The sequence below is a fragment of the Hydrogenimonas thermophila genome, assembly GCF_900115615.1.
Classification (GTDB): Bacteria; Campylobacterota; Campylobacteria; order Campylobacterales; family Hydrogenimonadaceae; genus Hydrogenimonas; species Hydrogenimonas thermophila.
In genome coordinates this window covers 1-25,406 of sequence record NZ_FOXB01000022.1, presented here as the reverse complement: position 1 = coordinate 25,406, position 25,406 = coordinate 1, and the positions used below count along the sequence as shown (strand labels likewise).

The 25,406-nt window shown below is 35.4% G+C and carries 21 protein-coding genes and 1 rRNA gene; 5 read left to right on the top strand and 17 right to left on the bottom strand.

Going from position 1 to position 25,406, the window contains the following annotated elements:
* Positions 1 to 25 precede the first annotated feature (25 nt).
* Together BM227_RS07775 and BM227_RS07770 are read left to right on the top strand one after the other, a co-directional pair.
* The gene (locus tag BM227_RS07775; RefSeq protein WP_092912733.1) at positions 26 to 892 is read left to right on the top strand and encodes a DUF234 domain-containing protein; all 867 of its coding nucleotides are present in this window, start codon (positions 26 to 28) and stop codon (positions 890 to 892) included.
* Positions 885 to 1,913: a sensor histidine kinase gene (locus tag BM227_RS07770; protein WP_092912732.1), complete on the top strand. Its 1,029-nt coding sequence runs from the start codon at positions 885 to 887 to the stop codon at positions 1,911 to 1,913. The genes BM227_RS07775 and BM227_RS07770 overlap by 8 nt, the downstream gene beginning before the upstream one ends.
* A 68-nt stretch (positions 1,914 to 1,981) precedes the next feature.
* Here BM227_RS07770 and dnaE read toward each other — a convergent pair whose 3' ends face one another.
* The gene (gene dnaE, locus BM227_RS07765; RefSeq protein WP_092912730.1) at positions 1,982 to 5,551 is read right to left on the bottom strand and encodes a DNA polymerase III subunit alpha; all 3,570 of its coding nucleotides are present in this window, start codon (positions 5,549 to 5,551) and stop codon (positions 1,982 to 1,984) included.
* A gap of 132 nt (positions 5,552 to 5,683) precedes the next feature.
* On the opposite strand from dnaE, the gene BM227_RS07760 reads away from it, so the two are divergent.
* Positions 5,684 to 6,232, top strand: a complete 549-nt coding sequence (locus BM227_RS07760) for a Uma2 family endonuclease (RefSeq protein WP_092912728.1) — start codon at positions 5,684 to 5,686, stop codon at positions 6,230 to 6,232.
* A 17-nt stretch (positions 6,233 to 6,249) separates the two neighbouring features.
* Complete coding sequence (locus tag BM227_RS07755; RefSeq protein ID WP_092912726.1) at positions 6,250 to 6,771, top strand: shikimate kinase; 522 nt, start codon at positions 6,250 to 6,252, stop codon at positions 6,769 to 6,771.
* Here the strand turns inward: BM227_RS07755 and BM227_RS07750 are convergent.
* From BM227_RS07750 to pheS, 14 genes are all read right to left on the bottom strand, one after another.
* A complete protein-coding gene (locus BM227_RS07750) occupies positions 6,768 to 7,319 on the bottom strand; it encodes a DJ-1 family glyoxalase III (RefSeq protein ID WP_092912725.1) in 552 nt (183 codons plus the stop codon). The two genes, BM227_RS07755 and BM227_RS07750, sit on opposite strands and share 4 nt — an antisense overlap.
* 30 nt (positions 7,320 to 7,349) lie before the next feature.
* On the bottom strand, positions 7,350 to 7,919 hold the full coding sequence (gene efp, locus BM227_RS07745) for an elongation factor P (RefSeq protein ID WP_092912723.1): 570 nt from the start codon (positions 7,917 to 7,919) through the stop codon (positions 7,350 to 7,352).
* Positions 7,920 to 7,951: 32 nt separating this feature from the next.
* Complete coding sequence (locus BM227_RS07740; protein ID WP_092912722.1) at positions 7,952 to 8,152, bottom strand: DUF2905 domain-containing protein; 201 nt, start codon at positions 8,150 to 8,152, stop codon at positions 7,952 to 7,954.
* Positions 8,145 to 9,827 (bottom strand): efflux RND transporter permease subunit, encoded by a 1,683-nt coding sequence (locus BM227_RS13195; protein WP_092912720.1) that lies wholly within the window; start codon positions 9,825 to 9,827, stop codon positions 8,145 to 8,147. The genes BM227_RS07740 and BM227_RS13195 overlap by 8 nt, the downstream gene beginning before the upstream one ends.
* The gene (locus tag BM227_RS13190) at positions 9,824 to 11,455 is read right to left on the bottom strand and encodes an efflux RND transporter permease subunit (RefSeq protein ID WP_092912718.1); all 1,632 of its coding nucleotides are present in this window, start codon (positions 11,453 to 11,455) and stop codon (positions 9,824 to 9,826) included. Before BM227_RS13190 ends, BM227_RS13195 begins: the two co-directional genes overlap by 4 nt.
* Before the next feature lie 11 nt (positions 11,456 to 11,466).
* Positions 11,467 to 12,261 carry an efflux RND transporter periplasmic adaptor subunit gene (locus BM227_RS07725; protein WP_092912716.1) on the bottom strand — a complete coding sequence of 265 codons (795 nt, stop codon included), beginning with the start codon at positions 12,259 to 12,261 and terminating at the stop codon, positions 11,467 to 11,469.
* A complete protein-coding gene (locus tag BM227_RS07720; RefSeq protein WP_092912714.1) occupies positions 12,258 to 13,616 on the bottom strand; it encodes a TolC family protein in 1,359 nt (452 codons plus the stop codon). The genes BM227_RS07725 and BM227_RS07720 overlap by 4 nt, the downstream gene beginning before the upstream one ends.
* Positions 13,617 to 13,747: 131 nt before the next feature.
* Positions 13,748 to 15,334 carry a phosphoglycerate dehydrogenase gene (serA, locus tag BM227_RS07715; RefSeq protein ID WP_092912713.1) on the bottom strand — a complete coding sequence of 529 codons (1,587 nt, stop codon included), beginning with the start codon at positions 15,332 to 15,334 and terminating at the stop codon, positions 13,748 to 13,750.
* A 2-nt stretch (positions 15,335 to 15,336) separates the two neighbouring features.
* A complete protein-coding gene (locus tag BM227_RS07710; protein ID WP_092912711.1) occupies positions 15,337 to 15,828 on the bottom strand; it encodes a hypothetical protein in 492 nt (163 codons plus the stop codon).
* A gap of 16 nt (positions 15,829 to 15,844) precedes the next feature.
* A complete protein-coding gene (locus BM227_RS07705) occupies positions 15,845 to 17,512 on the bottom strand; it encodes a 30S ribosomal protein S1 (RefSeq protein ID WP_092912709.1) in 1,668 nt (555 codons plus the stop codon).
* A 33-nt stretch (positions 17,513 to 17,545) separates the two neighbouring features.
* Positions 17,546 to 18,376: a 4-hydroxy-3-methylbut-2-enyl diphosphate reductase gene (locus BM227_RS07700; RefSeq protein ID WP_092912707.1), complete on the bottom strand. Its 831-nt coding sequence runs from the start codon at positions 18,374 to 18,376 to the stop codon at positions 17,546 to 17,548.
* Between the two features lie 116 nt (positions 18,377 to 18,492).
* Positions 18,493 to 19,776, bottom strand: a complete 1,284-nt coding sequence (gene aroA / locus BM227_RS07695; RefSeq protein ID WP_092912706.1) for a 3-phosphoshikimate 1-carboxyvinyltransferase — start codon at positions 19,774 to 19,776, stop codon at positions 18,493 to 18,495.
* Positions 19,773 to 22,106, bottom strand: coding sequence for a phenylalanine--tRNA ligase subunit beta (gene pheT, locus BM227_RS07690; protein ID WP_092912704.1), 2,334 nt, complete (start codon positions 22,104 to 22,106; stop codon positions 19,773 to 19,775). The genes aroA and pheT overlap by 4 nt, the downstream gene beginning before the upstream one ends.
* Positions 22,103 to 23,095, bottom strand: a complete 993-nt coding sequence (gene pheS, locus BM227_RS07685) for a phenylalanine--tRNA ligase subunit alpha (protein WP_092912702.1) — start codon at positions 23,093 to 23,095, stop codon at positions 22,103 to 22,105. The genes pheT and pheS overlap by 4 nt, the downstream gene beginning before the upstream one ends.
* A gap of 141 nt (positions 23,096 to 23,236) precedes the next feature.
* On the opposite strand from pheS, the gene BM227_RS07680 reads away from it, so the two are divergent.
* Positions 23,237 to 23,593 (top strand): histidine triad nucleotide-binding protein, encoded by a 357-nt coding sequence (locus BM227_RS07680; RefSeq protein WP_092912700.1) that lies wholly within the window; start codon positions 23,237 to 23,239, stop codon positions 23,591 to 23,593.
* Between the two features lie 25 nt (positions 23,594 to 23,618).
* Here the strand turns inward: BM227_RS07680 and argH are convergent, their stop codons facing one another.
* Positions 23,619 to 25,004, bottom strand: a complete 1,386-nt coding sequence (gene argH / locus BM227_RS07675; RefSeq protein WP_092912697.1) for an argininosuccinate lyase — start codon at positions 25,002 to 25,004, stop codon at positions 23,619 to 23,621.
* Between the two features lie 265 nt (positions 25,005 to 25,269).
* Positions 25,270 to 25,385, bottom strand: a 5S ribosomal RNA gene (gene rrf, locus BM227_RS07670).
* Positions 25,386 to 25,406: the final 21 nt, after the last annotated feature.

Below are 25,406 nucleotides of genomic sequence, written 5' to 3'. Positions count from 1 at the left end.
CTACTTTTACCAACATTTTCCACATTTGGAGATAGAGCAGTTAATTGAGCATTATGCCGTATTTGGTGGTCTTGAAAAATATACTACTCTAAACTTCAGTGACTCACTGTTTGAATCTATCCACTCAAATATTTTAGTCAATTTCAATTTTTTAAAAACCAAAATTTTGCCTCCTGTAAGCTTGACTGATGAGAGCCGTAGAATGCTTTGTGCTGTTGCCACATCAGATGGTAAAACAATCAATGTATTTAAACGTGCAAGATTATCAAGATCAAGAGGCTATGAAACATACCAGCTACTTAGCCAAATAGGAATGCTGCATAAAGAGCTCTCTCGTGAAACACCACCAGTTAAACTGCCAGGACAAAAAAAGAAAAAAGAAGAGCGTAGATACACAGTTCAAGCAAAAATAAAATTTACCCACCCTTTTTACAGATTTTGGTACACATTTGTTGAACCTCACGCAAAAGAGATTGAGAAAGGAGAGTTTGAACCTTTTTTTATTTCACTTGAAACTTCATTTGACAGATATGTAAGTTTCACTTTTGAAGAACTATCCAACGCCTTGATTAAACAGACATTTGAAAAAAAAGATCCCGTATCTGAAAAGGGAACTTACTGGGATAGGCATAATGAATTTGATTTACTTGCAAAAACCAAAAACAACCGTATGATTATTGGAGAGTGTAAATGGAAAAGAAGCAAAGTGTGCAAAAGTCTTGTCAGTAAACTTAAATCAAAATGTGAAAAGTCAGGACTTAATCCAGATTACCTTGCCCTCTTTTCTAAAAGCGGATTTAGCAAAGAGCTTAAAAACTCAAATGATCCAACACTTCTCTGTTTTGACTTAAAAGATTTTGAAAAATTATTAAGGATATCGCCATATGAATGAGTTCAAACTTCCAAAGTCTTTGGGAGATGATGAAAAAGAGACACTATTATCTCAATTACAAAACCTAATAGAACAGACTTACAGTGTAGAGAAAGAGTACATAACCCTTACAAACTCTTATAACCAGCTTCAAAGCCTCATAAAACAGATCATCGAAGCACTGCCCAATGCCTTGTGGGTTATAAATAAAGATGGTTCTATCTTTTTACAAAACAGTGAAGCAGAAGCTCTAGATGGACTTCTTCAAATGCTTCCTTCAAAGCTAGAAGAGACAGAAGTTGCATTTGATGGACGCTACTTTCTCATAAAATCAACACATAATGATGACAAAAAAATCATAAGTGCTACAGATATTACAGAACAAAAACGAAAAGAGAGACTTGCATCGATGGGGCAAATGGCAGCACACCTTGCACACGAAATCAGAAACCCAATAGGTTCAATTGCCCTACTTGCCTCTTCACTGGCAAAACGTGTAGTACCAAAAAATCAACCAATTGTTGATGAGATAAGACGTTCCCTGTTTCGAGTTGAGAGGATCATCAAAACAACACTAATGTACTCAAAAGGAGTTCAACCACACTTAACTCAAATAACTCTAGAACGTCTAGAAAAAGAGTGCCGTGCAGCAGTAGCATCTTACAGCTATACTAAAGATATACAGTTTCATTATAATCTTCCAACTCTAACAATAGAAGCAGACTTAGGACTGCTCTCACTAGCTCTTCAAAACCTGCTTTTCAATGCAATTGATGCAATTGAAGAAGACGAAAGTGATGTTGGAGATGTTTGGGTCAAAACAGAAATTCAAGAGAATCAGATAATCTTTATAATTGAAGATAGCGGTATAGCATTGGAAAACCCTGAACGCCTATTTGAAGCATTCCAAACCACAAAAACAAAAGGACACGGTCTTGGATTAATTCTTTCAAGGCAGATTGTTGAAGCACACGGTGGTAAACTGGAAGTACAAGCTAAACCAAAACAGTTTAAGATAGTTCTTCCTTTTGAGAAGACTTAAAATGTAATATTTGATTTTTGATAATTTATAGAATCCCTTTATTAAGGGATTCTATATTCTTAATAAACCTAAGCTGATGCTAAAATCTCTACTTCTTCCATCTCTTTAAGCCGCTCTTCCATCTGCTCATTAACGTAAATTGATGATTCAATCTCTACATCTTGCAGTTTTGAACATAGTAATAGTTTAAGAGGTTTTCTGCCTGGATGACTCTGTGCAAGTCTGTAAATCTCTTCTAAAATTCTCATCTTTTCGTGATCTAGATTTAGGCGAATTATCATAGGCTCTTCTGGTTTTTCAACCATACGTGTCTCTACTTTCTCTTTTTTACACGCTTTAAGTTCCATAATTTTGTGGACACGCATTCGTGTAAAATCTCCATCTCTTGTAATGGAGACTTTAAATCCTATCGGTTCATCAAGATTCATACCCTCAAGCTGTTCAAGCTGTCTCTCAAAAAGTGTAATCTCAATGTTGCCATGAAGGTCCATTACGTTAGCAATACCGAACTTATTACCCTTTTTACTTATCTTTGTAGTTATCTCTTCTACTTTGCCTATTAAAAGAGCATCTGAGCCATCAGCAATCTGATCCATGTCACTAGAGAGAGTATAGTCTATTTTAGAAAGTTCATCACGGAATGGGTCTAAAGGGTGACCAGAAACATAAAAACCTAAAGACTCCTTTTCAAGCTCAAGTATAGACTTTTGATCATACTCATCCATAGGCATAATATCTACTTTGATATTTACCATCTCTTCATCGTCGCCAAAAAGTGAACCAACAGCCATCTGCTGCGCTCTTGCTGATTCATGCATAGCTTCTATAATTGCATCTATCGACTCAAGCAGTGCACGACGGCTATAACCAAAGCTATCTAGCGCACCAGCTTTGATCATAGATTCAATGACTTTTTTGTTTACCTTCTGAGTATCGATACGAGATACAAAATCATTTAATGACTCAAATGGTCCCTTCTCTCTTGCCTCTAAAATACTCTTTACAGCAGCTTCTCCAACACCTTTAATTGCTCCTAGTCCAAATAGAATAACTTCATTCTCTTCATCGTCATTACTATCTGGTGTAAACTCTAGTGCTGATCTGTTAATATCTGGAGCCAGTAACTTAATACCAAGACGCTTAACCTCATCAATATACTTGACAACTTTGTCGGTATTATCTTTTTCGCTTGTTAAAAGCGCTGCCATAAATTCAGCCGGATAGTGGGTTTTCAGCCAAGCTGTCTGGTAGGTAACCATTGCATAAGCTGCTGAGTGAGACTTGTTAAAACCGTAACCAGCAAATTTTTCAATCAAGTCAAAAAGTTCTGCCGCTTTGTCATAATCAAGCCCTTGAGCTTTTGCTCCCTGTGCAAACTCCTCTTTATATTTTTGCATCAAGTCAAACTTCTTCTTACCCATCGCACGGCGGACAATATCTGCTTTACCAAGACTAAAACCACCGATTGTCTGAACAATCTGCATAACCTGCTCTTGGTAAACAATGACACCATAAGTTGGCTTAAGAATATCCTCAAGCTGCGGGAACATATAGGTAATTTCTTGCCGTCCATGCTTACGCTCAATGAAATCATCAAGCATCCCTGATTCCATAGGACCAGGACGATATAGTGCAAGTACCGCTACAAGGTCTTCAAAGTTACTAGGCTTTAATTTAGAGTTTAACTGCTGCATTCCGCCGGATTCTATCTGGAACATTCCAACAGTCTCTCCACTTTGAATCGTATCATAAACTTTTTTGTCATCCATCGGTAAATTATCAAGATCTACATCAATGTTATGACGTTTTTTAACAAGCTTAACAGCATTATCAATTACGGTAAGTGTTTTAAGACCAAGAAAGTCAAACTTAATCAAATCGACATCTTCAAGAAAGTTCAGTGAATACTGCGTTACAAGCGTATCTTCACCTGAAGGTTTGTAGAGTGGTGTTTTGTGCCATAACTCTTCGTTAGAGATAACAACACCGGCTGCATGCATACCGGCATTTCGTTTTAGACCTTCAAGAGCCAATGCAAACTTCCATACCCTAGCAGCAGTAGGATTTGTTTCAATGAGTTCTCTAAGTTTTGGCTCTTTCTGGTAAGCTCCAGGTTTAAACCCGTCAGTTCCTTCCTTACCTTTTCCATTAAGAGTAATTCCCAGTTCATCAGGAATAAGCTTTGCCATCTTATCAGCTTCAGCGTAACTTACTCCAAGAACCCGTGCAACATCCCGTATAACTCCCTTGGCAAGAAGAGAACCAAAAGTAATAACCTGTGCAACATTAAAACGACCATACTTCTCTACAACATAATCTATAATCTCACCCCGTCTTGCCTGACAAAAGTCCATATCGATATCGGGCATACTTACACGCTCAGGGTTCAAGAAACGCTCAAATAGAAGATCATACTTCATTGGATCAATATTGGTAATCTTCAGAGCATATGCGACAAGGCTTCCTGCAGCAGAACCACGCCCTGGTCCAACTGGAATTCCTCTCTCTTTTGCTTCACGCACGAAATCCCAAACGATCAACATATATCCTGGGAATTTCATCTGGTTAATGATCTTCATCTCAGTTTCCAGACGCTCTCTATACTCTTCGTGGCGTGAAGGATCAACATATTTCAAACGCTCTTCAAGTCCTTTACGACATTCGTGAATAAAGAGTGCCTCATCATTTGCAAAACTGTTTTGCTCTTCTGGTTCAGGCACTTCCAAACCAACTTTGGCAGCATACTCTCTTGCAAATTTAAAGTTTGGAGGAGTTGGATTACCAAGGTTTAATTCAAGGTTACACTTATCAGCAATCTCTTGTGTGTTTTCCAAAGCTTCAGGAATATCGGCATAAAGTTCAGCCATCTCTTCTGGCGATTTGAGATAAAACTCATGAACTGAGTGGCGCAAACGATTTGGATCATCATAGAGTTTGTTCATAGCTATACACATAAACGCTTCATGAGGCTCTGCATCATCCGGATATAGATAGTGTGTATCATTTGTAGCTACTATTTTGATCCCTGTTTCAATACTTAGTCTAATAACCTGCTCATCAATAGCATGCTGATCACCTATACCGTGACGCATCAATTCAAGGTAGAAATCATCGCCAAAAATCTCTTTATATTCCAGTGCTATCTCTTTTGCTTTTTCATACCCTTTTGCGCCAAACTTGACATTTCTTTCACTCAGATTCATATGCCAGTTTACTTCACCCTGCAGACAGGCTGATGAGCATATCAACCCTTCACTATGCTCACGAAGCAACTTTTTGTTAATACGAGGATAGTAGTAAAAGCCGTTAATGTATGCTTGAGAGCTTAGATACATCAGGTTTTTATAACCAATCTCATTTTTTGCATAAAGACAGAGGTGAAAACGCTGACGTGTACTTTTATCGCCTATATCATCTTGATTATGAAGGTAAGCCTCCATTCCAATAATTGGCTTTATCCCCTCTTTTTTCATCTGCTGGTAAAAATCTATCGCTCCAAACATATTGCCGTGATCGGTTATAGCAACCGAATCCATACCAAGCTCTTTAAGCCGTCCGGCAAGTTTAGAAATTTTATTGGCACCATCAAGCAGTGAATACTCTGTATGTAAATGTAAATGTGTAAATCTTGGTTTCATATATACTCTCTATTTTGGCATACTCTGCTTCAATCTTTGAGAGGATTATAGCAAAAATAGGTTATCTTACATAGAATTTTTACAAAGAGTTATAGTATAATCTTCCTAAACTTCCAAAATAAAGGATTACCTATGGGAGCTTTAAGAGTAGAAGATATTTACCCTAGATATACTTATGACGACTATATCAATTGGGAAGATAGATGGGAGTTGATAAATGGCATAGCCTACTCAATGGCACCTGCTCCAACAATAAAGCATCAAAAGATTTCAAACAATATTGCTTGGGAATTAAATAATATATTTAAAGATTGCTCTTTTTGCACTGCTACTATTTTTGTCGATTGGAAAATAAGTGAAGATACAATAGTCCAACCTGATAATCTTGTTATATGCCACAAACCGAAAAATGAAAAATATCTAACAAAAGCTCCTGTTATAATTTTTGAGATTCTTTCTAAATCAACTGCTAAAAAAGATTTAACTGTAAAATTTGAGCTTTATGAAAAAGAAGGTGTAAAGTACTACTGCATTGTAAACCCTGATGATGAAGTAGCAAAAGTTTATGAATTAAAAGATGGTAAATATATAAAAGCTGGAGATTTTAGTGATGAAAGGTTTAAATTCAAGATAGATAAATGTGATGATTTAAAAGAGTTTGATTTTAGTAAAATTTGGTAAAAAATTAGGATAAGAATATGAAGCATAAAAATAACAATATCGTTTTAATCGGGTTTATGGGTGTTGGAAAAGGTGCACTTGCTAGAGAGATAGTAAGACAAAACACATCTTTTTATACACTCGATACAGATGATATGATAGAAAGCTATACAAATACTAAGATAAAAAAGATATTTGCAACTGCTGGAGAAGATGCATTTAGAGCTCTTGAACAAAAAACTGCTGATTGGCTAGCAAACAGTGTTAAAAATGCTGTTATATCAACAGGTGGTGGTTTTTACAAGGTAAATAATTTAAAAGAGATTGGAACAGTGGTCTATCTAAAAGCAGATTTTGAGTGGATACTAAATAGAATTTTAAATGCTCACAATGCAAAGAAAAAGTTGAAAAAAAGACCTCTCTTTCAAGATCCTAAAAAGGCTAAAAAACTTTATGATGAAAGATTGGAAGGGTATGAAAAAGCTGCTGACATCATTATGGATGTCAGCAGTGATGAGTTTTCTAAAATAGTAGAAAAGATTTTAAAAGCGACTCTCTAGCAGTAATCTGCTAGAAGTCCACCTTTTAACTGCTCATATACATCTTCACCAACAAGTTTACGTACAATAGCCAAACCAAAGCAGATAGATGTACCAGGACCACGTGAAGTCATTACATTTCCGTCAATAACAACCTTCTCTTTATCAGTATATCCATCTGTTCCAATCTGTTCTTCAACACTTGGATAACATGTATAACGATCATTTAGTACACCTGCTTGCTTTAAAGCAAACGGTGCAGCACAAATAGCACCAACAATCTTCTCCTTCTCTTTCATTTCACGAAGAAGTTGCTGAACAGTTTCATTTTCAGCAAGAATGTGTGTTCCTCCCCATCCGCCTGGAAGAACTACCATATCAAGATCATCAGCCTTGACTTCCTTTATATCTGTATCAGCTTTAACTGTGATGCCATTAGCACCTGTTACTAAATCTTTATCAACACCTGCAACAATAACTTCAATCCCGCCTCGTCGCATAACATCGATCAAACTAATGGCTTCAATCTCTTCAAACCCTTCCGCTAACGGTACACACACTTTTGCCATATGAAACCTCCTTTTATGTTGGCTACTAAATTACTTAACCTTGTCGAGATACTTTCCTTCTGTCGTATCGACGCGAATCTTATCCCCTTCCAAAATATGGTATGGAACCTGTACAACAGCACCAGTTTTAAGTGTAGCTGGTTTTCTACTTCCGCTTGATGTATCACCTTTGAAGTTTGGTGGGGTTTCAACAACTTCAAGTTCAACAACTTGTGGAAGCTCAACAGTAATAGGTTTTCCATTATGGAAAAGAATGTCTACAGTAAAACCTTCATCCATAAACTTAATGACATCATCACCTACTTGCTCGTGAGTCAAACCGATTTGCTCATAAGTTGTTGTATCCATAAACTGCAACATTTCACCATCATCATAAAGATACTGCATAGTCTTTTGTTCTAGATTTGGTGTTTCAAACTTATCACCAGCATGAACAGTCTTTTCAATAACTCGACCTGTTGAAAGAGACTTAATCTTAATACGAACAAAAGCCGCACCTTTACCAGGTTTAACGTGCTGATACTCAACAACACGATAAGGTTGTCCATCAATCTCTAATCGGATACCTTTTTTCAGGTCACCCATACCAATTGTTGCCATAGTTACTCCTCAAAATTTTGAGGCTATTTTACCTAAAAAAACTTGGAGAAAAGGTAAAAGATAATAGAAAGAATGAGAGAAATAAGAATAGAAGTTGTAATTGGGAAATAAAAAGTAAAGTTCTCTTTTTTAATCACAATATCTCCGGGCAATTTGCCTATATAAAAGACAAATAGCCCAAAGAGAATTAGTACAATTCCAAGACCTATAAGCAAACGCCCTATATCAGGCATTTTGCTCCTTAAAATCCATAGCTTTTGCACGATACATTAAAACAGGAATAAAAATAAGTGATACAACAACAGCTGCTACTGTTCCTGAAATAAGCGCAACACCAAGACCACCAAAAATTGGGTCACTTGCAAGCAGTGCAGAACCAAGAATAATTGCAATAGCTGTTAGCATAATAGGCTTAGCTCTTGTTGCACTTGCTACTGCAATAGCATGCTGTTTATCAAACCCTTTTTCAACCATTAACGACTTAGCAAAATCTATAAGAAGTAGTGAGTTACGAGAACTGATACCCATCAATGCAATAAAGCCAATAAGAGATGTAGCTGTCAGGAAGAATGTATGCTCAGTTACAAGATCAGCAACCCAGTGACCAACAATAACCCCGATAATAGATAAGAAACTTCCAGCAAGCACTATACCGCTAATTGTAAAGTTTTTATAGTAGACAACCAAAAGTAGGAAGATCAATACAAGAGCAGCAATGAAAGCAGCACCAAGATCTCTAAATGTATCAAGTGTTACTTTCATCTCACCATCCCATTTTAGATCAAACACTTCACCTGTCTTCTTATCTTTTAAACGAAGATTGAAAAGATAGTCAGTTGTTGTGATCTCATATTGGTCACTAAGCTCTTCCATAATTCTACTTCTTGCATCAAGTAGTGGATATACTTGAGAAACAAGGTCAGTTTCAGCAGTTACATTGATCATTCTACGTAAATTTTTCTGCATAATTGTAGGTGAAGCATCTACCTCTTTAATTGTAACAACCTCACTCATAGGTACAAGCATACCTTTTTTATTCATCAATTTAAGTGAAGCCAATTTACTCTGAAGAGACTCTTTACTTTTATCATGCAAACGTCTTGTTAGATCACTCAAACGTACAAAAAGACCTATCTGATCAGGATAGTTTTTACTGTTTTTATGTGCAACAACCATACCTTCAAATGCTAAATATAGTATCTTATTAACCTGTTCTACACTTAACCCTGATCGTGCTATTTTATCTGGATTTGGAATCAACTCATACTTTTTGTATGGATCATCTGCCATAATATCGACATCTACCAATCCATCTGTAGATTCAAAAATTTTAGCAATTTTTTGACTCAATGCATAGGTGCTTTTATGGTCTTTTCCATAAATTTCTGCAACAACAGCTGCTAGTGTAGGAGGTCCTGCAGGCTGTTCTACCATCTGAATAACAGTACCCTCTTTAATGGCTTCACAATTGGTTTTGATAATTGGACGCAATCTGTGAACCATCATAAAAGATGGCTCTTCACGCTCATGTTTATCTGTTAAGTTTACAACTATTTCAGCAACATTTTCACTGTTTTTAAATGCAGATCCTTTTACAAGCCCAGCATAATCTAGTGGAGCGCCTTGACCAAGATAGACTTCAGTGTCAGTTACCTCTTTCTCTTTTTGCAAAAAAGATACAACACATTCACTTATCTTTTTTGTCTCTTCAATTGAACTGTCTGTAGGTGCATTTACATAGATTGAAAATGTGTTTGCACTCTTTCCTGGAAGCATCTTTGCAAGAACAATCTTTGTAGGAAGCATCATAACTGATCCTACCAATGCAGCAAGAGTAAGGAAGATTACCATCCACTGCTTTGATTTTGAGCCTAAAATATTAAAAACAAACTGTTCAAACTTTTTCACTTAGCACCTCCTTGTGCCTGTACCTCATCTTTTTGAAAATGGTGCTTATGATGATGCATATGTGGCTTTTTAAGTAGTCTGCGTCCAAGATATGGAGTAAAGATATAAGCAACTATCAATGATGCTACTAATGCAACAGGTACATTTGCAGGAATAGGTTTCATAAACTGTCCCATCATACCACCTACAAATGCCATAGGGACCATTGTAAGAATAATAGCCAATGTAGCTATGTTTGTTGGAGCACCAATCTCATCAGTAGCTTCAACCATTATCTCGTCCATATCTTTATCTACAGCATCGTGGTTATGTAGATGTCTGTGAATATTTTCAATAACAATAATTGCAGCATCAACCAAAAGTCCCAATGAGAGTAAAAATGCAAATAGTGTAATACGGTTGATAGTTTGCCCGCTAAGGTATGCTATAAATAGAGTAATAGCAAGAATTGCAGGAACTGTAAATGTAACAATAATAGACTCTTTCCATCCAAGGAAGAATACAAGCATTACAGAGATAATGACAATAGTAATAAGAATATGATCTACAAGCTCATTAACCGCATCATTAGCCCGCTTACCATAATCTCTGGTAATTGTAAAACCAATGCCATTATTTTCCAAAAGAGGTTTATACTCTTGCATACGCATCTTTACTTCATCAGCAATTACAACAGCATTTGCACCTGCCAATTTACCCAGTGTTAATGTAACTGCCGGTTTAAGAGGTGTAAAAGTATCACCTTTTCTTTCAGAGATCTCTACACTTTTAAAGTTTTGTATATCACTTCCTGCACTTACTTTTGCAATATTTTTCAAATATATTGGAGAACCTCTATATTGTGCAACAATCAAATTTTCAACATCATGCACACTTTCAATAGCATTTTTTACTCCAAAAATTACAAGTTTGCCATCTTGTGTTCTCCCTTTAACATCAGGAACATCAACTGCCAATGCTTTAATAGCCTGAACAATCTGACCAAGTGAAAGGTGATACCCAGAAAGCTTTCCAAGATCGACTTCAATATTATACTGTTCTTTACGACCACCTTTTATCTCTGTTTTTGAAACATTCTCAATTCGGTTTAGATCTTGCTGAATTTCACGTACAATTTTAAATAGTTCTGCATCACTTATAGATGCACTATCTTTCTTATAAAAAGTAATCGACATAATCGGAATATCAATATCAACATCAAAAGGCTTTACAATCGGCTGCATTGTACCTTTTGGAAGAAGATCCATATTTTGCATAACTTTATCATACAGATTTAAATTTGCTTTCTCTCTATCTTCTCCAATAAAATACATAACATTAACAACACCAACATTGTTCATGGCTATGCCATAAACATGTTCAACCCCTTTTATCTCACGAATTTTTCTCTCTAGAGGATTGACAATAATATTTTCCACCTCTCTTGGTGTCGCACCAGGCATAGGTACAATTATAGTACCTCCTGCCACAGCAATTTGTGGGTCTTCTTCACGAGGCATAATTTCTAGCGATATATATCCAATTATTAATAAAAATATACCAAGAATAGGTGTTAATGGATTATGCAGAAAACCAACTGCAAGTTTTCCTGCAACATCCTTTGGCTGATAGCGTTTAACTTCTTTCATATGCTATCCTTTTATTTACTGATTGTAACTTGGGCATACATCCCAGGATAGACTCTATATCCTTTATAGTCGAATGATACTTTTATTCTAAACTGATGTGTCATAGGGTTAGAGCTAGGAATAATGGCATAGACTTCACCCTCTTTCTCATAGCCTATTGAAGGAATAGAGACCTTAACCTTTTGTCCTACTTTTACATCTTTGAGATTACTCTCAGAAATTTCTGTCATTATTTTCAGACTGCTTAAATCTGTTAAAATAATAGCTGGCATACCAGGAATTGCCATTTCACCTGCATTAATTCTTTTTTCAACAACAACACCGCTGTTAGGTGCACGAACATCTAAATATTTATACTGGTTAAGAACCTCTTTAAGCTTTGCTTTTGCCTGTTCTACCTGCTTTTTTGCTATCTCTATCATAGCTTTTGTATTTTCAGCTGCAAGCTGCAAGTTTTCCAACTCATATTTTGAAACCATACCTTTTTTAAAAAGACGTTCATGGCGTGCAAGGTTAGTTAAAATATTGTTATATTGGTTACGGTTCATCTGTAAAGCAAGCTCTGCTTGAGATATAGCCAACTCTACCTGTGATTTTGCACTATCAATCTCTTTTGAATCAATAGTATAAAGTAGCTGTCCTTTTTTGACACGCTCACCTTCAACAACATATACCTTCTTTACAAACCCCATATAGCGACTGGTCATCATCTTTTGATTGTCAGAGACCACACTACCTGTCAACGTCAAATCAGCTGCACTTAAAATAGCAGCAAACAGTGTTATTAAAAGAGCAATCTTTTTCATAGCGTTCCTTTATTTATGATATTTTCAAGTTCAAAGACTTTGTCATTTCTTGCATTGCGTGTTTCAGCCAATTTCAAAACAGCCTGTATCTCTTCACTGTTTTTAATGAGTACATCGTTAATGGAGATCAGACCCTCTTTATAACGGTTATAGTAGTTCTCATAAACACGTCGAGCAAGTTTTACCTTCTCTTGTAGTGATTTAATATCATACTCTTTACTCTTAATCTCAGTAATGATTTTATCTATTTTTAGAGCAATACCTTTTTTTGCAAGCTCTACTTGATGTCTTACTTTCAAATTTTGCACACGGGCTTTTTCATATTTAGACTTATCTATCAAACCATTAAAGATATTCCACTTCAATTGAACTCCGACAGTATAAGCATCTTTATCAGAAAAATCATTCATAAATTGATCATCTGCACTTCCATATTCAGCAAATGCACCTATTTGAGGATAAAAGCTGGCTCTTTCAACACCTAATGCCAAATCAGTTATCTTTAAACCCATTTTAGCTTTTTGAATATCAATATTTCTATTTAACATCTCTTCCTTGCTCATTATTGGCATTGGGACATCTTTATCGGCAATTGCGACAGACTCAACTTTGTCATCAACAAGAAATGATAAAAATTGGTAAGCTAAATCACGATTCAGTTTTGCTTGATTAAGCATTCTAAGAACATCAGCTTTTTTAGACTTTACCTGTAAAAGATCAATATCTAAAGCATATCCTTCTTTAACCATATTAGCAACTGTATCTTCAAGTTCTTCAACATTATTCAATATAATCTTCAAATTTTTTATATAACTATTAACTAGTGCAATATCATAAAAAGTTTTTCTTGTCTGAAAAATCTTTTCATTTACAACTTTTTGCTTGTCAAGTCGGCTCATCTCTGCCATCTTTTGTGCAATCTGACCATACTTGTTAAGCTTTCCTCCAACATAAAGAGGAACTTGGTACTGAATCTTTTCTTGAAAATGGTTACGTGCTTCTGGATGATTCAAGTCTTTAGGTTGTACAACTAAAGGATCTGTTGTTCCAGGTGGAGGATTTAAAAAATCTGCAAATCCAAAATCTCCAAATGTAGCTTCCCTGCTCTGAAGCTTAAATCCAAAAACATTACCAGCATCATTTGATCGCAATGCATTTATGACAAGGTCGAGACTACCATAATTGTACCCTTTGGCTACATCGATATCCAACTCTTTCATACGGACATCATCCTGTGCCACTTTAATTTCTAGATTGTTCTGCTTAACCAGTGTTAATGCCTGTTCAAGCGTTAAATGTTCTTGAACGGCAAAAAGCGGCAAAGCCAGAACCATTGCCAACAAAGTTTTTTTCATACCCACTCCTTTGACGATAAAAGTCATTCATTTTACAACAATGTAGAAGAATTATACAAGAGAAAATTTAAAGTTATATTATTTATAAGCTGGAGTTATCAAGGCAAAAAGCCTTGATAGGAGAGAAGAAGTTAAAGAATTACGTATTTTACGTATATTGATGCATCTAGCGCATCAAGCTCTTTCAAAACATCCTCACTTACATCATTGTCTACTAAAATTATAGCTAAAGCAAGACCACTTTTATCTCTACCAAGTCTAAAATCTGCAATATTGACATTATGTTTCGCCAAAATTTGCCCAACATCACCTATTACGCCAGGAACATCAGTATTTTTGAATAAGATCATTCTTCCTTTTGGTTCAACATCTAGAGCAAAACCATTTATCTCTACAATTCTTTGAACATCATCATTGAAGATTGTTCCTGAAATTTCAACAACCTCTTTGTCAGTTGTTAATCTTAAACTAATAAGATTTTTATATGCTCCAGATGCAGGAGAAGATACTTTTTGTACATCAATTCCACGCTCTTTGGCAACAAAATCTGCATTAACATAATTTATACTTTCTCCAAGTGACTCTTTTAGTGCACCTACAGTTGCAAATGTAGCAAGAGAATCGATATATTTACTAATCTCACCATTACCTGTAACTTTTAGAGATTTAATAGCTCCTTTATTCGCCTGTGCTGCAAGGAAGCCTATTTTTTGCATAAGTTCAAGATATGGTTTTACAAATTCAGGAATCTCATTTTCACGTATTGGAAGGTTTAATGCATTTGGATAACTTATCCCTCTAGCAGCATCAAGTGCCTGCTGTGCTGCTTGTGTGGCAATTTTGTATTGAGATTCATATGTATTTGCACCAAGGTGAGGTGTGACAGTAACATTATCAAGTTCTAGCAATGGATGATCAGTTGCCGGCTCTTTAATAAATACATCAATACCTGCAAAACGGATTTTACCACTTTTTAAACCTTCATAAAGAGCTTCTTCATCATAAAGTCCACCGCGTGCACAGTTAATGAGTACAACGCCATCTTTCATCTTTTCAATCTCTTTTTTACCAATCATACCGATTGTCTCTTGCGTTTTAGGAGTATGAATAGTAATAATATCGCAAGCAAGAATATCATCAAAATTTGTAGTATATTCTATTCCCAAGTCTGTAGCTTTGCTTGGATTTATGTATGGGTCATATGCAACTACATCCATTTCAAAAGCTTTTGCACGCTTACCTACACGACTACCAATATTACCAAAACCAATGATTCCAAGTTTTTTATCTTTTAACTCATATCCATACCATTCCTCTCTTTTCCAAATACGCTCAAGCTTTAAGTGGTTATGAGCATATGGGAATGCACGCATACAAGATAACATATGAGCCATTGTAAGCTCTACGGCAGCAATTGTATTTGCAGTTGGAACATTCATTACAATAATTCCACGCTTACTACAACCATCAATATCGACATTATCTACACCAACACCTGCTCTTACAAGAGCTTTGAGGTTTGTAGCAGCATTTAAGAAAGCTTCATTCACTTCTGTTGAACTACGTGTAATAGCAACATCAGCTTTATGGATCTCTTTAAGAAGCTCATCTTTTGGAAGATCTGCTGCATTTATAAAATTGATATCTGGCTGAGATGCCAACATTTCCAACCCACTTTTATGTATATGGTCACAAACCATAATTGTGTACTTATGCATAATTAATCCTTTTTTTCATAGTTTTCTATTTGCAAATCTATACCATATGATTTTACATATTTGGCAATATTACTAAGTTTAGTTAAACCTACATTATGTACAATCACTACTGTTTGCTCTTTTTCTGCATATAGTGCAAATGGAAGATTTCTGCTATTAAATATCTGTTTTATACAAAACAGTTTGTAATCATCCATTTTTTTTAAAACTAGACGATATGTTTCTTTAATATTTGATTTTTTTACAAGAGGTAGTTCTATTTGGATCTCTTTAACAGGGTAACTAAAACTTGGTCGTTTTTTTTGAGCAAGCTCTTCTATCCATTTGTTTGATACTTGTGGCTTATTAACAATGTCTGCTCTCTTTGTATCACTTCTAATATGGATATTACTTCCTTCAGCATCCTGTGTTGCATATCTATATAATAGCAGAAAAAGTATTAGGAGCGCTACTGTAATAATTGTACCGGCGACAATTAATAGTAGACGCCCCATCTAATTTACAACCTTCTTAAAGTTGGTCTTTAATAATATCTCCGATGGTCAAACGATCATCACTATTATTGAACTCATTTAAAGCTTCACGCTCTTTTTGTCTCTCTAGTCTACGTACAGAGAGTCTAATTTTATTTGATGATGGATCTAACATTACAATTACACCCTCAATCTCATCACCTTTATTTAGCTCATCTATTTTTAAAGGTGATACATCCTCTTTTCTAATCAGTGCATCAACACCATCTTGGAGCTCTACAAAGACTCCAAAATCTTTGATATCACGGATTTTTCCTTTTACAATATCACCGACTTTATGCTCTTTTGCAAAGCGATCTATAGGACTCTCTTCAAGAGCTTTTTTGCTTAAACTGATACGCTCTTGTTCAGGGTCTATTTTGATGATTTTAACTTCTACTTCATCACCCTTTTTCATAATATCTTTAACTTTGACACCTTTGTCCCAAGATGCATCTTGATTATGAAGCAGACCCTCTACTTTTCCTATTTTTACAAATGCACCAAAATCTGTAATAGTTGTTATAACACCTTTAACAACATCACCCTCTTTTTGACTCTGTAAGAAATCTTCAAAAGGTTTAGGTTGTAAGTTTTTGTAAGATACACGAAGGCGACGAGCTTCAGGATTTATCTCTATGACTTCAACATCAATTTCGTCACCTACGCTTAAGTAATCTTTTGGATTTTTGATATCTTTATCCCAAGATACTTCAGAAACATGTAAGAAGCCTTCAATATCATTTCCAAGATCAACAAATGCACCATATGGTTCAATATTGCTAACAATTACTTTAATTGCATCACCCTCTTCAAGTTGATCTATAATCTCTTCCCAAGGATCAGGCATGGTTTGCTTAATGGATAGTGAAAGATGTCGTTTCTTTGGATCATACCCAATCGCTTTAACTTCTACTTTATCACCTTCTTCATAGAGAGTTGCCGGGTTAACTGGTCCTTTATAACTAATTTCGCTATAGTGAACAAGCCCTTCAATTCCCCCAACATCAACAAACATTCCATAGCTTGTGATTTTTTTGATGGTACCTTCAACAATTTTATCATCTTGCATCAATCTATCAACAATCTCTTTACGCTCTTTACGAATTTGATCAAGATATTTTCTTCGTGAAATAACAATTGAATCACGATCTTTATCAAGCTTTAAAACTACAGCTTTAATCTCTTTACCTACAGGGTTTTTACCTGCAGCAAATGCAGCTTGACTCATTGGCATAAAAAACTCAATGTTATCTTTGCCAATTACAAAATAGCCGCCACGATTTTTACGTACAACTTTTCCTTCAACAACCATGTTTTCAGCATCATTCTCATGCTCTTCAATAAATTTGCGAATATTTGCTTTTCGTACAGCTTTTAAATATGATGCTTGAGGACGCTCATTTCTATACCCTGTAATAACAACAGGAATAGCATCACCTACATTGAATTTAAGGTTACCGTTTTCATCTTTTAACTCATCAAGATTAACAGCAGCTTCTTGCTTACGACCGACATCTACTAATGCCTGATTATCGCTCTCACGAACCTCTACAATGACACCATCTGAAATAGTTCCGCCCTGCTCCTTTTTCTCATATGCGTCTAGCATTGACGCAAAATCTTCCTCCATGTTATCAAACTCTTCCATTGAGGCCTTATCCATACCTGATTCCTTTTCCGATTTTAAAGTGCGTTATTATACTTTAAATTCTCTTATTTTTCCAATAATCTCTTCAATTATCCACTCTGGAGTTGATGCACCGGCTGTAACACCACACAACTTTTTACCATCAAACCACTCTTTTTGCAACTCATCTTTAGATTCAATATGATATGAATCAGGACAAAAACTTTTACATATTGAGTGCAATTGTTTTGTATTTGATGACTGTTTTCCACCAACAACTATCATTACATCTGCTCTTTTTGCTAACTCTTTAGCAGCATCCTGGTTTTCAAAAGTAGCATTGCAGATTGTATTAAAAACACGAACCTCTTTATGTCTTGGTACAAGCCAATTTACAATTTTATTATACTCTTCAATCTTACGTGTAGTTTGAGCTATAACAGCTACACGTTCACGTAAATGAATTTTTTCAAGGTCTTCAATGCTTAATACTGCATAAACTGGTCCTGTAGCATAACTCATAACACCTTTTATTTCTGGGTGGTTTTTATCTCCAAAAATAACAATGTCATACCCCTCTTGGCTCATCTCTTCTACAATTTGCTGAGGCTTTGTAACAAAAGGGCATGTCGCATCAATCACTTTAGTATTTTTCGCTAAAAGCTCTTTTAAGTCATTTTTAGGAATACCATGAGTTCTAATTACAGTTGCACTGCCAGGCTTTACATCATCTAAAGATTCCACCAAAGAAACATTAAAATCTCTTTTTAGACGCGCTATCTCCATATTATTGTGAATTAATGGGCCAAGTGTAGCACTGCCCGGATTCTCTTCAGCAATTTTGATTGCACGTTTTACACCAAAACAGAAACCGTAACTTTCAGCTAATTCAATTTTCATTATTTAAATCTCCTTTTTGCTCTTGTGCTTGTACTCTCTTTAAGAAAGCAAGCTTTAGCAAAAATTCCTCTCACTGAAGCTTTGCCCTTTGGGCAAGAATGAAACATTTTTAATTTTCAGCAATTAACCTCTGTCAACTCTTTGAGCAGTTCTATAAAGTTTGGAAAAGATGTAGCTATACAGTCTATATCTTCAATTACCATATCTGCAAGCAATCCTCCAATAGCAAAACTCATCGCAATACGATGGTCTCCATAGCTATTAATTGTAGCAGAGTGTAAATTGCCTCCTTCTATAGTATAACCATCTTCCATTTCACTGCACACAATTTTACACCGCTTTAATCCTTCAATAACACAGCTTATGCGATCTGATTCTTTTACTCTTAATTCACGAGCATTTTTGACAATACTTTTTCCATCTGCTACAGCCATTGCAATAGCAAGAGCAGGCAATTCGTCAATTAACCAAGAGATCTTTTGCGAAACTTCAACACCTTTTAGTTTACCGTTATATGAAACTACAATATCACCAATAGGTTCGTAACGGTTATCTTTTTCTATTAATTCTACTTTAGCACCCATTCTTTTTAATACATTATATGCTTCAATGCGTGTAGGGTTCAATGTTGTATTTTTTATTACTACTTTGCTATCAGGTACAATTGCCGCTGCAACAGCAAAGAAAAAGCCACTAGAAGGATCGGCAGGTACAGTAATATCAAGAGGATTAAGAGGCTTTGTAATTGGCTCTATTTTAATAACTTCTGAACTTTCAATCTTTGCTCCCATACCACGTAACATACGTTCTGTATGATCTCTTGTTAGCTCAGGCTCTTTATATGTTGAAGGAGCATCTGCACGCAATGCAGCAAGAATCATTGCACTTTTAACCTGTGCTGAAGCAATCTTGCTTTCAAAATGAAATGATTTAAGTTCTTTTCCTCTAATGGAAATAGGTGCTAGATTACCATCTTCTCTTCCATCTATCTTTGCACCAATTTTCCTTAATGGATCAGTAACCCGACGCATTGGTCTGCGTCTTAAATATTTATCGCCTGTTAATACAAAATGGCCATCTAGACTACTTAAAAAACCGCAAAATAGCCTTATAGCTGTTCCAGAGTTACCACAATCCAAAACATCATCAGGTTCATGAACTTTCTTAGGTGGAACAATATTTACTATGTTTCCATCAATACTTACATCTGCACCCAATTTTTCAACAATCTTCAAAGTATTAAGCGTATCTTCTGCTTTTAAAAAGTTGCATATTTTGCTTGGTTGGTCGCTTAAAAGTGAAAACATAGCACAACGGTGTGAGATTGACTTATCACTTGCAATCTTGTCACACACCATATTTACTGGCTTATTAGCTGAAAAAACTTTCATTATCTTCATCGTAATCTCGCATTACAATTTTTTTCTAATAGTGACAAAATTTCATCCATCATTGCATTAATCTCATCTTCTTGCAATGTCTTTTCCATAGAAGATATTACAAATCTAAGTGTCAAACTCATCTCATCACCCAATGACTCATCAACATATCTATCTATTGGATAGAATGACTGAACACCATCAGGTAAAGAGTCTTTTAGAGTTTTTCGAATTTCACTAAATAGCAATGTCTTTTTAACAACTATACTTAAATCTCTTTGTATTGGAGTAAAGCTACTTATTGCTTTAGCATTAATGTGTTTAGCAACAAGATATTTGGTATCAATTTCTGCAAAAAAAGTTTTTGGAAGATCAAACTTTTCCTGAATTACTGGATGAAGTTGTGCAACAATACCAACCTTTTGCCCATCAATTAAAATATCTGCTGATTGATAAGGGTGCATTAAACCATTTTTTTCTTCTGATTCTACTAACTCAAACTGACCTATAATTGCAGCAACTTTTTTAACAAATGATGCAAAGTCAATAGATGATGGCTTCCCACTATTTGGAACAGTGTCTAAACTCTCTTCACCACTGAAAGCAAAAAGCATGTGTTGACTTTCTTGACGATTTGCATCAAATACAGTTCCTATTTCAAAAAGAGGTATACGTTTTTTTGACATACGTACATTTCGTTGTAATGAGTCAAGCATATTGACCATAAGCATAGGTCTGAGACCATCCATCTCATTTGTTATAGGATTGATTAGTGCCAACTCTTCAGATATAGTCTTAAACCCAAACTCTTCAAGACGTTTATTATCACAAAAGATATAGTGAACCGTCTCATAAAATCCATTTCCAACAGCTTTAAAACGAAGCTGACGTAAATACTTATAGTGTTCATACGAATATGTCAAACGATTAGACTCTTCAAAACAGATTGGTTTGGATTTAATATTATCTATTCCTACAACTCTTACAATCTCTTCAATAACATCCTGTCTGTTTGCAATATCGTGCCTAAATGGAGGAACTTTTAAAATAATCTTTTCATCTTCAGTTTTAATAATCTCAAATCCCAATCGGCTTAGAATCAAAACTACCTGACTAAGCTCTATTGGCTGACCTATTAGTTTTTCTATTTCATTAATAGAGAGATCAAGTTTCAATGTCTCTTTTTGCGTTATAAACTCGCTGCTACCTGCATAAAGGTCAATTTCATTATATTCTTCTAATGTTTTAAAAAGAAAATCCAGTCCAAACGTTAAATCTGGTTCACTGCCTCTTGATGTACGATAATAGAGTGGATCAGTTTTAAGCTGCTCTTTTTTTACAATTGGAGCAATCAGTTCAGGCTGTACATAACTTGCTTCTATCAAAGTTGTAGTATCTGAATCTGTGGCTTTCACCTCTTCAGATTGAGATATACCAACAATAGAAACTGCTTTATCTTCAGATAAAACAATCCCCAATCCTCTCTCATCTTCTTTTAATACAAGCCTGGCTTTTTCATTATCCCCAGCCAATTTTTTAAAGCTGTATCCTCTAAGAATTACACCAGTAGAATGAATAGTATATTGCAAAAATGAGTCAATACTATTTTGCTTAACTTGATCAATCAATGCCAATCGAAACTTAATAAGCAAAGGAGTCTGTAAATTTGTTGCATCTAATGCCTTGTACACAAGACTTACAGAATGGTTTCCTATATGAGAAAACTGCAAAATTCTACCTATGCCTTTATGCTGAATATCATCCTCTTCATAACGAGGTTTTTTTAATGTACGATCAAAAGCAACTGACAGTTCTCTTGCAACCCCGTAAATACTTAAACAATCCCCTCGGTTTGCAGTTAATTCTATCTCTATTACATCATCATTAAGAAGCGGATACTCTGAAAGTTCTTTACCTATTTCAAGCTGACCTATACTCTCATCTAACTCTAAAATACCATTTTCGATAGCAGGAAGACCAAGCTCAGTTGCAGAACAGACCATTCCATCACTTTCAACACCTCTTAATTTTGCGTGCTTAATCTTCATACCATTAGGCATAACTGCCCCAACCGTAGCAACTGGAACATACAATCCTTCACGAATATTTTTTGCACCACAAACAATTTGTCTAACTGCTGTTCCTAAATCTATTTGACATACACTTAGCTTATCTGCATCTGGATGTTTTTCACAAGACTTGACAAACCCCACAACTATTTTTTTAGGAATAGTAATTTGCTGTAGAGAGTCAACTTCCAAACCAAGACTGTTTAGCTTTTTACAAATATCTTCTGTTGATATTCCTTTTAAATCGACCCACTCTTCCAACCATCGACGTGTAACTATCATTGAAACTGCTCCAACAAACGAAGATCCCCTTCAAATAAAGATCGTAAATCTGGAATTTGGTGCATAAGCATTGCAAAACGCTCTACACCCAATCCAAACGCATACCCACTAACATTTTCATATCCAACAGCTTTAAAAACATTAGGATCAACCATACCACAACCAAGTACTTCTAGCCATCCGGTATGAGAGCAGACCCTACAACCTTTTCCACCACAAAAGATACAGCTTATATCAACTTCTGCTGAAGGTTCAGTAAATGGGAAAAAGCTTGGTCTAAAGCGTACATCTACATCACCAAACATTGTTTGAAGAAAGTCTTCCAAAATCCACTTGAGATTAGCAAATGACACTTTTCCCTCTTCATCTACCATTAACCCTTCAACCTGATGAAACTGAGGAGTATGGGTTAAGTCAAAATCACGACGAAATACTGCACCAGGACTAATCATACGAATAGGAGGCTTCTGATTCATCATTGTACGAATCTGTACAGGAGATGTATGGGTTCTTAAAAGCCCTCCATCTTTAAAATAGAATGTATCTTGCATATCCCTTGCTGGATGGTAATCAGGCAGATTCAATGCCTCAAAGTTATGAAACTCATCCTCAACCAATGGACCTGTCTCAACTGAAAAATTCAGTGCAGTAAAATAGTCGATAATTTTATCCATTGTCTGCATTACAGGATGCAATGCACCACTTTCAGACCGTGGAGAGTATAATGAAACATCAATTGCTTCAGATTCCAACCTTTTTTGAAGAGCCAACTCTTCAAGTTCAGCTTTCTTCTCTTCAAAAGCTTTTGTCAATCTCTGCTTAAGTTGATTAAGCTCTTTTGCTATTTTAGGCTTCTCTTTAGGATCAACATTTTTCATATTAGCAAAAGCTTTTGCTAACTCTCCCTTTTTTCCAAAGATAGCAATACGAACTTTTTCTAATTCTTGTAAGTCTACTACTGACTTAATTTTATCTATCCAGTTCTCCACACCAATTCCTTATTGTAATAGTGGCAAATTTTAAGCGATTGTATAATAAAGTTCATTACACTATGCTGACATATTTTGCAGTGTACTTAAACTAATGATTTGGTATAATGTATAAAAAATCATAAAAAGAAGGATAATATTATGTGTATATTTTGTAAGATTGTAGCTGGAGAGATTCCATCTAACAAAGTATTAGAAAATGATGAGTTTATTGCATTTCACGATATAAACCCAGTTGCACCTGTTCATATTCTTATAATTCCCAAAAAACATGTAGAAAACTTTCAGTCTGTAACACCAGAACTTATGGCGAAGATGACATCTTTCATCCAGGATGTAGCAAAAGAGCTTTGTCTTGATAAAAATGGATACCGCCTTGTTACAAACAATGGAAAAGATGGTGGACAAGAAGTTCCACACCTACATTTTCATTTATTGGGTGGAGCTAAATTGAAGTGGACACACTTAACTGAAAACGATACTCATAAAAGTCTTTAAAAATAAGATTGGTGTTTCACCAATCTTATTTTATACTTTGAATCCAACTTTTAAGGTACTCAATTTGTTCAGCAGTTTTGCTAGTTGCCGTACCACCTTGAGAATTTCTAGCGTTCATAGAGTATCTGATAGATAAATAGTCTGTAACATCATCATTGATTCTTTCATCAATTGATTGTAAATCTTGAGCACTTAACTCACTTAAATCACACTTCTTTTGTTCAGCAAGAGCAACTGCACGTCCTGTAATAAAATGAGCTTCTCTAAATGGGATAGAACACTTTTCTACTAAATAGTCAGCTAAATCAGTGGCACTTAAATGACCAACCATGCAAGCTTTTTCCATTTTATCTTTATTGACTTGCATTGTTTTAATAACTTCATTTAAAATAGTTAAAGAGATTTCAGCAGTCTCTACACTATCAAATGTTCCCTCTTTATCCTCTTGCATATCTTTATTATAAGCAAGTGGAAGCCCCTTCATTACAGTTAAAAGTGATATTAGATTTCCAAATGTTCTTCCAGTCTTTCCTCTTAGAAGTTCAGGTACATCCGGATTTTTCTTTTGAGGCATAATAGAACTACCAGTTGAGTAAGCATCACTAAGTGTAATAAAGCCAAATTCTGAACTAGACCATATAATAAGCTCTTCAGAGAGTCTTGAAATATGCATCATCATTGTAGCAATATTAAAAAGCATTTCAAGAGCAAAATCACGATCGCTTACTGTATCAAGACAGTTCAGTGTAGGAGCATCAAAACCAAGCTCTTTTGCAGTAGCGTTACGATCTATAGGATGTGGAGTACCTGCAAGTGCAGCACAGCCAATAGGAGATAAATTATTTCTTTTATAACTGCTCTCAAAACGCTCATAATCTCGTTTCAACATAGATGCATATGCCATCATATGGTAACCAAAATTTATCGGTTGTGCATGTTGAAGATGAGTCATTCCAGGAAGCAGAGTTTCTTTATTTTTATCTGCTACCGAAATAAGTGTTTCTATAAGATTTAGGATAAGCTTACGTATTGTTTTATTATGATCCTGTACATATAGCCTAAAATCAAGTGCAACCTGATCATTTCGACTTCTAGCTGTATGCAGCTTTTTTCCAGCATCTCCAATGAGCTCAGTCAAGCGCTTTTCGATAGCCATATGTATATCTTCATCAGATATATTAAATTCAAAATCACCCGATTCTATCTCACTTCTAACTTTTTCAAGACCATTAATTATTGAGTTTACCTCTTCATCTGTCAATATACCTTGACAACCTAGCATCTTAGCATGAGCCATAGAGCCCAATATATCATACTGATATAATTTTTTATCAAAATTCAAAGATGCATTAAACTCATCTAAAAGAGTTGATGCATTTTCACTGAATCTTCCAGACCACATTTTACCCATATTACAGCTCCTAAAATAAGTTCGATATTGTATCAAATAGAGTGCTTTGTTACAAGTTTATAATAAAAAGTTTTATGGGATATAAAGATTTATAGTAACAGAAAAATTTCGGCTAAAGTTGATTTAGTATGAATTGAATAGTAATATACAAAAGATTATATGGAAAAAATGATAAAAAAAGAGACATTTAATGCTAAAAGATAAATGATTAAAGAAGATAAAAGATTTATTAGGAGGTAAAAATATAAATAAGAAAGAACCTCCGACCCGGCACCGACCTACCTTCCCACTCCCGAGGGGAGCAGTATTATCAGCGCAGAGGGGCTTGACTTCCGGGTTCGGGATGGGACCGGGTATGACCCCCTCGCTATAGGCACCGAGACAAAGAGGGGTAAGACAACC

What these genes read in the sequence shown, in the direction of transcription:
- dnaE (WP_092912730.1), bottom strand. Translation starts at nt 5,551, where the DNA reads ATGAAACCAAGATTTACACATTTACATTTACATACAGAGTATTCACTG.
- BM227_RS07705 (WP_092912709.1), bottom strand. Translation starts at nt 17,512, where the DNA reads ATGGATAAGGCCTCAATGGAAGAGTTTGATAACATGGAGGAAGATTTT.
- BM227_RS07760 (WP_092912728.1), top strand. Translation starts at nt 5,684, where the DNA reads ATGGGAGCTTTAAGAGTAGAAGATATTTACCCTAGATATACTTATGAC.
- argH (WP_092912697.1), bottom strand. Translation starts at nt 25,004, where the DNA reads ATGGGTAAAATGTGGTCTGGAAGATTCAGTGAAAATGCATCAACTCTT.
- BM227_RS07700 (WP_092912707.1), bottom strand. Translation starts at nt 18,376, where the DNA reads ATGAAAATTGAATTAGCTGAAAGTTACGGTTTCTGTTTTGGTGTAAAA.
- BM227_RS07680 (WP_092912700.1), top strand. Translation starts at nt 23,237, where the DNA reads ATGTGTATATTTTGTAAGATTGTAGCTGGAGAGATTCCATCTAACAAA.
- pheT (WP_092912704.1), bottom strand. Translation starts at nt 22,106, where the DNA reads ATGATAGTTACACGTCGATGGTTGGAAGAGTGGGTCGATTTAAAAGGA.
- aroA (WP_092912706.1), bottom strand. Translation starts at nt 19,776, where the DNA reads ATGAAGATAATGAAAGTTTTTTCAGCTAATAAGCCAGTAAATATGGTG.
- BM227_RS07770 (WP_092912732.1), top strand. Translation starts at nt 885, where the DNA reads ATGAATGAGTTCAAACTTCCAAAGTCTTTGGGAGATGATGAAAAAGAG.
- BM227_RS07750 (WP_092912725.1), bottom strand. Translation starts at nt 7,319, where the DNA reads ATGGCAAAAGTGTGTGTACCGTTAGCGGAAGGGTTTGAAGAGATTGAA.
- BM227_RS07740 (WP_092912722.1), bottom strand. Translation starts at nt 8,152, where the DNA reads ATGCCTGATATAGGGCGTTTGCTTATAGGTCTTGGAATTGTACTAATT.
- BM227_RS07710 (WP_092912711.1), bottom strand. Translation starts at nt 15,828, where the DNA reads ATGGGGCGTCTACTATTAATTGTCGCCGGTACAATTATTACAGTAGCG.
- BM227_RS07725 (WP_092912716.1), bottom strand. Translation starts at nt 12,261, where the DNA reads ATGAAAAAGATTGCTCTTTTAATAACACTGTTTGCTGCTATTTTAAGT.
- serA (WP_092912713.1), bottom strand. Translation starts at nt 15,334, where the DNA reads ATGCATAAGTACACAATTATGGTTTGTGACCATATACATAAAAGTGGG.
- BM227_RS07720 (WP_092912714.1), bottom strand. Translation starts at nt 13,616, where the DNA reads ATGAAAAAAACTTTGTTGGCAATGGTTCTGGCTTTGCCGCTTTTTGCC.
- efp (WP_092912723.1), bottom strand. Translation starts at nt 7,919, where the DNA reads ATGGCAACAATTGGTATGGGTGACCTGAAAAAAGGTATCCGATTAGAG.
- BM227_RS13190 (WP_092912718.1), bottom strand. Translation starts at nt 11,455, where the DNA reads ATGAAAGAAGTTAAACGCTATCAGCCAAAGGATGTTGCAGGAAAACTT.
- BM227_RS07755 (WP_092912726.1), top strand. Translation starts at nt 6,250, where the DNA reads ATGAAGCATAAAAATAACAATATCGTTTTAATCGGGTTTATGGGTGTT.